The organism is Geitlerinema sp. PCC 9228 (assembly GCF_001870905.1).
Taxonomy (GTDB): domain Bacteria; phylum Cyanobacteriota; class Cyanobacteriia; order Cyanobacteriales; family PCC-9228; genus PCC-9228.
Genome location: NZ_LNDC01000026.1, coordinates 1 through 7,990, shown reverse-complemented (window position 1 = coordinate 7,990; position 7,990 = coordinate 1). Strand labels below are relative to the sequence as shown.

General features: G+C 50.3%; 5 protein-coding genes. 3 read left to right on the top strand and 2 right to left on the bottom strand.

Annotated features, from left to right (window positions below; translation table 11 throughout):
* Positions 1 to 620: 620 nt before the first annotated feature.
* A complete protein-coding gene (locus tag AS151_RS01985; RefSeq protein WP_071515398.1) occupies positions 621 to 1,238 on the bottom strand; it encodes a hypothetical protein in 618 nt (205 codons plus the stop codon).
* A 125-nt stretch (positions 1,239 to 1,363) separates the two neighbouring features.
* Positions 1,364 to 2,623 carry a DUF4912 domain-containing protein gene (locus AS151_RS01980; RefSeq protein WP_071515397.1) on the bottom strand — a complete coding sequence of 420 codons (1,260 nt, stop codon included), beginning with the start codon at positions 2,621 to 2,623 and terminating at the stop codon, positions 1,364 to 1,366.
* Positions 2,624 to 3,355: 732 nt separating this feature from the next.
* Between AS151_RS01980 and AS151_RS01975 the strand changes: the two genes are divergently transcribed.
* From AS151_RS01975 to AS151_RS01965, 3 genes are all read left to right on the top strand, one after another.
* Positions 3,356 to 5,263, top strand: coding sequence for a phosphodiester glycosidase family protein (locus AS151_RS01975; RefSeq protein ID WP_071515396.1), 1,908 nt, complete (start codon positions 3,356 to 3,358; stop codon positions 5,261 to 5,263).
* 605 nt (positions 5,264 to 5,868) lie between these two features.
* Positions 5,869 to 6,297: a phosphomannose isomerase type II C-terminal cupin domain gene (locus AS151_RS01970; RefSeq protein ID WP_071515395.1), complete on the top strand. Its 429-nt coding sequence runs from the start codon at positions 5,869 to 5,871 to the stop codon at positions 6,295 to 6,297.
* Between the two features lie 563 nt (positions 6,298 to 6,860).
* Positions 6,861 to 7,433: an IS607 family transposase gene (locus AS151_RS01965; RefSeq protein ID WP_071515394.1), complete on the top strand. Its 573-nt coding sequence runs from the start codon at positions 6,861 to 6,863 to the stop codon at positions 7,431 to 7,433.
* Positions 7,434 to 7,990: the final 557 nt, after the last annotated feature.

The window sequence follows — 7,990 nt, the reverse complement described above, 5'->3', positions numbered from 1 at the left end:
GGGGATGGACTAGTTCATAGCTAATCTATCTAGGCACACCCGATGAAGCGAGAATCTCACGAATTCTATTCGTGAGAGTGTCAAGTTGCTGTAGTGGAACGGGGCGTATAAACATCTGAGGTTTCCTCAGATGACAGCCCCTGGGCTTTTCTATCCCAAAGAATAGATAGAGTAACGGGAGTTCGCCGTTTGGATGAGGAACTTTTGCCATCATCCAACTGACTTTTATTTCTGCGAGTCAGTTTTAATTTCTTAGCTCAAGCTTGATATCATTTTTTTAATAATCTGCAAGAGATAATAGAGGCATTTTTGTAGGGGCGCAACGCGTGAGCGCCCCTACCAGGGTAATTGGCCAATTCTATACAATCGTTGTTTTTCAGAAATGGTATTAGCACCTCATACCGAACTGAGGCCAAACAACATCCCAGAAACGTTATTTGCCAAGCATAGCGGTGTAGCTCGTTGTGCTTGGAATTGGTGACTGTCTGTAACTAGATTCATTCTGGATGACAACAAAGTTTATTCAGATGATAAGTTAAAGTTCCCTACGGACAAAGTGCCCCTCCTAACTAGCGACTAACCCTTCGGGTGTAGTCGTAGGATGCGTCGGGGGCGTTTGCTCAAAGCTTCGCCAACCAAGCCGGATACCCAAAGGAATGTTGGGCAGTCATGGTTTCTCCGGGATAGCTGGCGGTTACAATGGTTGCGATCGCTTGGAGAATGTCTAACAAATCGCGACCTTCGCCAAAAACTTCAATGCCCAAGGTCCACCAATCCTGGTTGGCAACTCTCAGTTGGGTCAGTTCCACGCCGCCGCCGCTGCTCAGCCATTCGTCGGCTGGGGCAGGTTGTACCTGTTGCTCTGGGGGGTAAGTATAGATTCGCTGCTGTCGTTGTTTTTGTACGCCAATCCAACTGGGTTGGGTCATGACATTGGTGGGCAGCATGGTGTCGCTTTCGGGATCGACGCACAACCATTTAATCCAGATTTCCGCATTTCCCACTATGCGATCGCTCAGAGGCCATTTTCCCAAAGCTTGCTGTCGCCATTTAATTTCCAGCCGACTTTCCCGGTGTTTGACCCCCAAAAATTCGCACTGGGGAATCCACAAATAAACATCTTCTCGGGTGTCGCGCGATCGCAAATTGTCGCCGGGGAGTTCCTTTTCAAACCAATGCTGCACGTTTTCTGGTACTTTCCCCGTATAAAACCACCGCATTTCTGCTGTTTTCAGCATGGTGCCCTGTTCCCGTCTGCTACTTCCTCTTCACAAGCAATGCCCAACAAAAAAGGGAAGGCATCCCCCCTATGGGTACAAGTTTTCCCTTCCCTTTAATTTATTTTCAATCTAGCTGTTGCAATTTAGTGAAACCAGGTTTCCACGGCTTCTTCTTTGGTATTGGTATTGCGGGAAGGCGTTTCCCGAGTAAATTTCATGTGAATGGAGCGGCTTTGTTCGCCATCCGCCGCTACTGCCATAATCGGATAGTCAATCAGTCCGTCTTGGAAGGACATTTGAAAGCGGAAAGTCCCATCGGGGTTGAGCTTAATCGGACGACCGCCAATGGTAACCGTAGCATCGGGTTCGGTGGCACCGTAGACAATGAGTTCGGCATCGGCCACCAACCAGAATTTGCGCGGTTTGACAGGTACGGCAGAAGCGGAAAATCCGACGCCAGACATGCCCACACCGGACATCATACCCACACCGGACATACTCACGCTTACGCCAGACATGGTGGGAACTGCCCACATGCCGACGCCGGAGGGGAAAACGTAGGAGCTGATGGCTTGTTCGGGAACTTGGTGCATGGAACCAAATACCGAACCGGCAACCCGCTGGGATTCGGCTCCCTGGGCGCGTGCAAAAATATCGTCGTAAATGGCAGAGGCAGGTGCGCCGTTGGCAGGGGCAGTTTCTCTTTCGCTGGGATGAACCAAGTTGGCGAAGGTCTTACCTTGAATTTCTTCGTCAAAGGAAACGGTGATAAATTGGTCTTCCACCCAATCGGAAGGATAAACTGGAGGAATGCGCACGGTCATGGAGCGCGCCAAAACCAACCAGCGACCGTCGGCACAGCGGTAGCCGATTTCTACAGCATAGTCGCGATCGCTTACGGGAATCGGCAAGTACCATTCCCGCGCCAGTTCGTCGCAGGGATATTCTTGCACGCTGTGGGGCGTTTGCGATTCGAGGGTGATGTCGGTGACATCGTACAAGCGTAGGGCCAGTTGCTGACCCCCTTGATTGCGTAGTTCTTCTCTGTGCTCTCTGGGAACATCCCAATAAGCGTAAGCCCACTGGGGATCGCGAGGCATGAGGACGATGCGGCTCTCTCCATATCCGTCGGGGAGTTCGGGCAATCCTTCGTCTACGGAGGACAGTTCGCCGCCGCTGCGATCTTCTTGACCTACTTGAAATTTGGCTGCTTCCACTTCTTCCTGCGCCTCCAATACACGCGGTGGATTGTTTAAGGATGTTTGCTGCTTTTGAGCTTGTTGGATTGACGTGAGCAGTTGCGCTTTGCGCATGCGACTGTAGCGAGAGATACCCAGTTCGCTGGCTACGCGACGTAGCTGGCGCAAGGTCATTTCTTCGAGGGGTGGACGTTCTTTTGCCATAGGGTGGTGCCTCCGAAAAAGTCAACGTTCGGGAGGGAATCGCGATGGTGGTGCGAACAGCAAGCTTGGGAAGCTTCTGTTTTTTTGCGGCAATACGTAAAAAGTGGGATTCACGGAAAATCTTGGATACGTTTGCAAGCCCTGTCGCTTTAGCGCCGGGAGGAAAAATGAACGACGGCTTTAGCTGCCTTCCCCACCAGGGGGGGAGAACGAAAAGAGGTACAGTCGGAATCGCCTACCCTTGACGGCGTAATGTTTTCCTTGCCCATGTTTTTAGGGCTGGTCGAGCTAACGGCATTGTCTTCCCCCTGGTAGGGCGGTTTAACCGTTAACGGCAGGGCGACAAAAACGTAGCCCTAAAGGGGTGAGGCTGGTCAGCTACCTGAGGCTAGAGGCATGAAGCCCCCGTGCTTCAGTCGGGAAGGCTGACTTAGCGATCGCGCTTGGATCTGGGAGGACGCCGATTCGGGATCGCACTCTGCTTTTATGTTGTCGTATATTTCGGCAAACGTCAAGTTCTGAAAATTCCTATTGTGAAAGGGTTTTGACGGTTTTAGGTTCCCTAGGGGATCGTTATGTCATGAAATCTTGATATTTTGTCCCCCACCTGTCTGGAAAATGTCATGAAATCTTGACTTCCGGAACGCCAGACAAAAGCCTCCGTCAAAAAAAGGGCAGCAGAGAGCGTTTGGTGTAGGATAATCGCCATAGGATGGGAACGAGGGCTAGCGTATGCAAGGTTGGTACCAATTGGGAGGGGCGATCGCTTCGGCGGCAGCAACCGGTTTGTTTGCCCTGTGGTTGCAGGGAAGCCAAGCACAGCCACCAACCCACCATGCCCAAAAATTGGGAGGGCTCGCCAATATGGTGCCCCCAGCACCTACGGAAAGCAGCAACCTTCCCCAATCGGGCGATCGCATGACCATCAACGGCCGGGAAGTAGCCGCACCTTGGTATCGCTGGCGACCTGAAAAAGACAGTTCCTGGCGTTTGGGCATTCGCGATGTCACCTTTGGTAAGTTGTTCGGCGGCGAACTGCGAGACACCCAAAACCCCGACCAACAACCGATCCAGTGGTTTGCCTACGAACAGACTGTCGAAACCCATCTAGCCCAGGGTTCGCGCTATCTGGATATAACCCAACTCGCCCAAGACGCCGGTTGGCATTGGTGGATCGAAGGAAAAACCCTCCATGTAACTACCCAGGAAGCCACCGTCAACGCCATTCGCCGTGGGGAACACGAATGGGGGATTCGCTGGGTATTGCAGTTCGACCGCGCCACCCCTTGGCAAAACCAACTGGTGGGTCGCATCACCGCCGAAAGCCAATCGCAGCAAAAAGATCCTCAAGGAACTCAAGCACGTCCCCAACACGAGTGGATGGTAGCGGTGGATACCCAATTTTTAAACAAGGAATTACAAAAGAAAGCCACCAACCTTGCCCAAGATTCCCTGATGGGCATAAAAGTACGTGAGGGGAAGCTGCGCTTGCGCTTGCAAACTCCCTTACACTGCCCGCCTCGCATACAAACCTTGGGCGACCCGCCGCGTTTGGTTCTCGATTTGGGTCCAACAGCCATGCCAGAACGGGATATGTTGTGGGCCCCTGGGATACGTTGGCGGCAAGATTGGATACAGGTGGGCAGCGATCGCTTGGGCGTGCGCTGGTTGGAAATTGATTTAAAAAAGGAAACCATGGCTGTCAAACCCATCGGCCAGCCCCATACCCAAGTAGGTTTGAGTTCCCTAGCCGAGTTAGCCCGCCAGTGGCAAGCATATGCCGCCATCAACGGTGGATTTTTCAACCGCAACAATTATCTGCCTTTGGGGGTGGTGCGTCGGGATGGCATGTGGTTGTCAGCACCGGTTTTGGGTCGCGGTGCCATCGGTTGGAACGACGAAGGAGACGTAAAAATTGCTCCCCTGCGCTTTCAAGAAACCATTACCACCGGTACGGGGCGACAATTTCCGGTTATCTTTTTTAACAGTGGCTACGTGCGTGCTGGTATCGCTCGCTACAACCGCCAATGGGGAAAAACCTATACGCCGCTCACTGATGGGGAAATTCTCGTTATTGTACGCGACCATCGGGTGGTCAAACGCCACCAAGCCGATAAAGCTGGCGAAAAAGCCTATCAAATTCCTACAGATGGTTATTTGCTAGCGCTGCGGTCGTTTCACTCGGCCGCTTCTGCCTTTCCTGTCGGTATTCGCGTGACCAGCCAGCGATCGCCCCAACCAACGGATTTTAACAATTATCCCCATATTCTAGGCGCGGGTCCTATTTTGTTGCGCAACGGCGACCAGGTATTAAATGCTTCCCAGGAAAGCTTTAGCCGTAATTTTGCCGCCGGTAGGGCACCTCGTAGCGTTGTGGGGACCACCAATTCCGGTAAGTTGCTACTGGCTGCTATCCATTATTCCTGCGATCGCGACGGAAAAGCCATAGCCCCCAATTTGGAAACCACCGCCCAAATCATGCAACGGATCGGTGCTGTCGATGCTTTAAATTTAGATGGGGGGAACTCATCCACGTTGTATCTAGGCGGTCGGATTTTGAACAAATCTCCCAGACAAACGGGTAGAATCCACAACGGCATAGGCGTTTTTCTGGAAAATTCCCCAGCAACCCCTCATTAAAGGAAATATAAAGGTGGTGCGGTTGTGTTAAAGACTTGATATATATTGCGGGCATACTAGAGATTGGGGGTGACACGCAAAAAGTTCGGGAGCTTGGTAGCCCCGTCTCTTTAGAGCGGGGCGGAAAAGCGACTCGTGCGGCTTTAGCCGCAGTGATATAATGGAACAGTTGACTTAGTAGGGCCAACCATCTACGCAATGAGTCGTTCCTAGTACGGAGAAATCCCGGCAACCGAAAGCGCGATATTGCATTGCGGCTCCGAGTTGCAGTAATGGCAGGGCGATGAGCGTACCGAACTGGCATCGTGATGGAAGCTGCGAACGGCAAAAAAAGAACGTAAAGGGAAGCTTCGGCAACCCATAGAGGCGTATTTGACTTCGCCTATGAGTCCGACAAGTCGGAAGTTCTGAAATCCCTCCGGGGAATCCCCGTCGCTTCAGCGCGGGGAGTAGTCAAGGCTCGGCGAAACTGGGTATGGTAATGGTAACAAATCGATCAACTCCGGAAGCAGCACCCGCTCGCCAGCAAGTTTTAACAGTATCTAACCTCTATTGTTGATTTGTTCGTTGCGATCGCTTAATAGAAGAATTTAGGAGAAAGCAGCATGACCAACTCTCAAGAAGTACCTCAAAACGCCACAGCCGCGTTGGAATCAATTGCACCCACAGGCGTCGCAGCCACGGAACTGCGTCCTTGGGGGTCTTTTTCTGTTCTCGAAGAAGGCAAAGGCTATAAAATCAAAAGAATCGAGGTCAAACCCGGACATCGCCTCAGCCTGCAAATGCACCACCACCGCAGCGAACATTGGATTGTGGTAGCAGGAACGGCGAAGGTAGTTTGCGGGGAAAGAGAAGAGCTCATTTTTACCAACCAATCTACCTACGTTCCCCCGTGTACCTCTCACCGTTTGGAAAATCCTGGGGTCATTCCTTTGATTATTATTGAAGTCCAGAACGGGGAATATCTTGGGGAAGACGATATTATTCGCTTCCAGGATGACTATTCCCGAACCGGAGAAAAAGCTAGTAAGTAGATCGTGGTTGTTCGTTCGCAACCAAGTTTGTCTGGGTCCATCTCGCGTCCTCATTTTTACTCTCCTAGGTAACTGCTACTGCCGATATGTGCGGTTGGTAGCAGTTTTTTTCGTTTTGCCTTCCTTGTCAAGGTGGCTATTGACGTTGGGAATTAATCGCAATAATCTTAACAAAGTGTATTGATATTCTTCCATGCCATACCATGGGCTGTATTTGCCTAAATGCCGAGATGACCCATCAAACCGATACGTTCTATGCCACCCAACCTACCAAGCCGGAAGTATTGCAGTTGCCCCCCCTAAGTGTCGCGGTTCCATCCAACGCTGGCAACTGCGTCCGGGACTCGATTTGGTGATTCACGATGTGGCGTTTCGAGATCGGAGCGGGGTCATAGCGATAGCAAGACTCAGTTGGGATTGAGTTTTTGGTTGGCTGGCTAGCTGCAGGGTTTCAGTACAAACTCCCAACAGGCATTTCAGCTACAGGTGGGGCAAGCCAGTTTGGGGGTTAATTTTCTGTAGGGGATTTGCTAATAGTCACTAATATGTGCTAACATTAGCTTATGTCTTATGTTCCTCTTAGAAAAGCAGTTGAAACACTAGGACTGCACCCCAACACCCTTAGAAAATATGCCGATCGAGGGAAAATCAAATCAATCAGAAATGAAGCAGGGCAAAGGTTATTCGACTGCAACTCCTACATCAAAGGAGCAACTCGAACTGCCGTTATTTGCTACTGCCGCGTCTCCTCCCCCAAACAAAAAGACGACTTGTTGCGACAAGAAGCCTACCTCCTCTCCCTCTACCCCGAAGCAGAAGTCATTAAAGACATCGGCTCAGGGCTCAACTTCAAACGAAAAGGATTGCGCTCCTTATTGGACAGACTATTGCGCGGAGATCGGTTCATCCTTGTTGTTGCCTGTCGAGACCGACTCCTCCGATTCGGATTTGAACTCATCGAATACTGTGTTCAGTCCAACGGTGGGAAAATCGTGGTTCTCGAACAACCTGTTCACTGTCCAGAATCAGAACTTACCGCCGATCTTCTCTCCATCATTAACGTCTTCAGTTGCCGAATACACGGACTCCGAAAGTACGGTAAGAAGATCGAGCAAGATCGGGATATTCCTAAGTAGTGAATAAAAACGGATTGTCCGTCGTTGGTTTGGAGTATCGCGGTTTGTCTTTAACCGAACCGTTGAATATTTACAACAACCAGAAACAAAGGCGAATTGGAAAGCAATTAAAGGAGAAATCCTCAATAGCCTTCCTGATTGGTGCAGTTGTGTTCCCTATCAAATTAAATCAATTGCAGTTAAGGATGCTTGTCAAGCGGTTTCTAATGCAAAAAAGAAGTGCCTGAATGGAGAGGGATTGAATCGCGTTCGATTCCGTTCCCGCAAGAAGCCCGTACAATCGTGCTATATCCCCAAATCAAGCGATCGCTTTGTCAAGTTTAGTTTTTTTTGATTTTAGATATTACCAATATTTTTTTGGGTGGGCGATGCCCACCCTACGAATTCAATTTTGCTTTTGATGGGATTGAAAATTTTTGAGGGAGGCGATCGCTTTGTCAAGTTTAGTTTTTTTTTGATTTTAGATATTACCGATATTTTGGTGGGTGGGCGATGCCCACCCTACGAATTTAATTTTGCTTTTGATGGGATTGAAAATTTTTGAGGGAAGCGATCGC

Excerpts from the sequence above, each read along its gene's own strand:
- AS151_RS01985 (WP_071515398.1), bottom strand. The coding sequence starts at position 1,238 with ATGCTGAAAACAGCAGAAATGCGGTGGTTTTATACGGGGAAAGTACCA.
- AS151_RS01980 (WP_071515397.1), bottom strand. The coding sequence starts at position 2,623 with ATGGCAAAAGAACGTCCACCCCTCGAAGAAATGACCTTGCGCCAGCTA.
- AS151_RS01975 (WP_071515396.1), top strand. The coding sequence starts at position 3,356 with ATGCAAGGTTGGTACCAATTGGGAGGGGCGATCGCTTCGGCGGCAGCA.
- AS151_RS01970 (WP_071515395.1), top strand. The coding sequence starts at position 5,869 with ATGACCAACTCTCAAGAAGTACCTCAAAACGCCACAGCCGCGTTGGAA.
- AS151_RS01965 (WP_071515394.1), top strand. The coding sequence starts at position 6,861 with ATGTCTTATGTTCCTCTTAGAAAAGCAGTTGAAACACTAGGACTGCAC.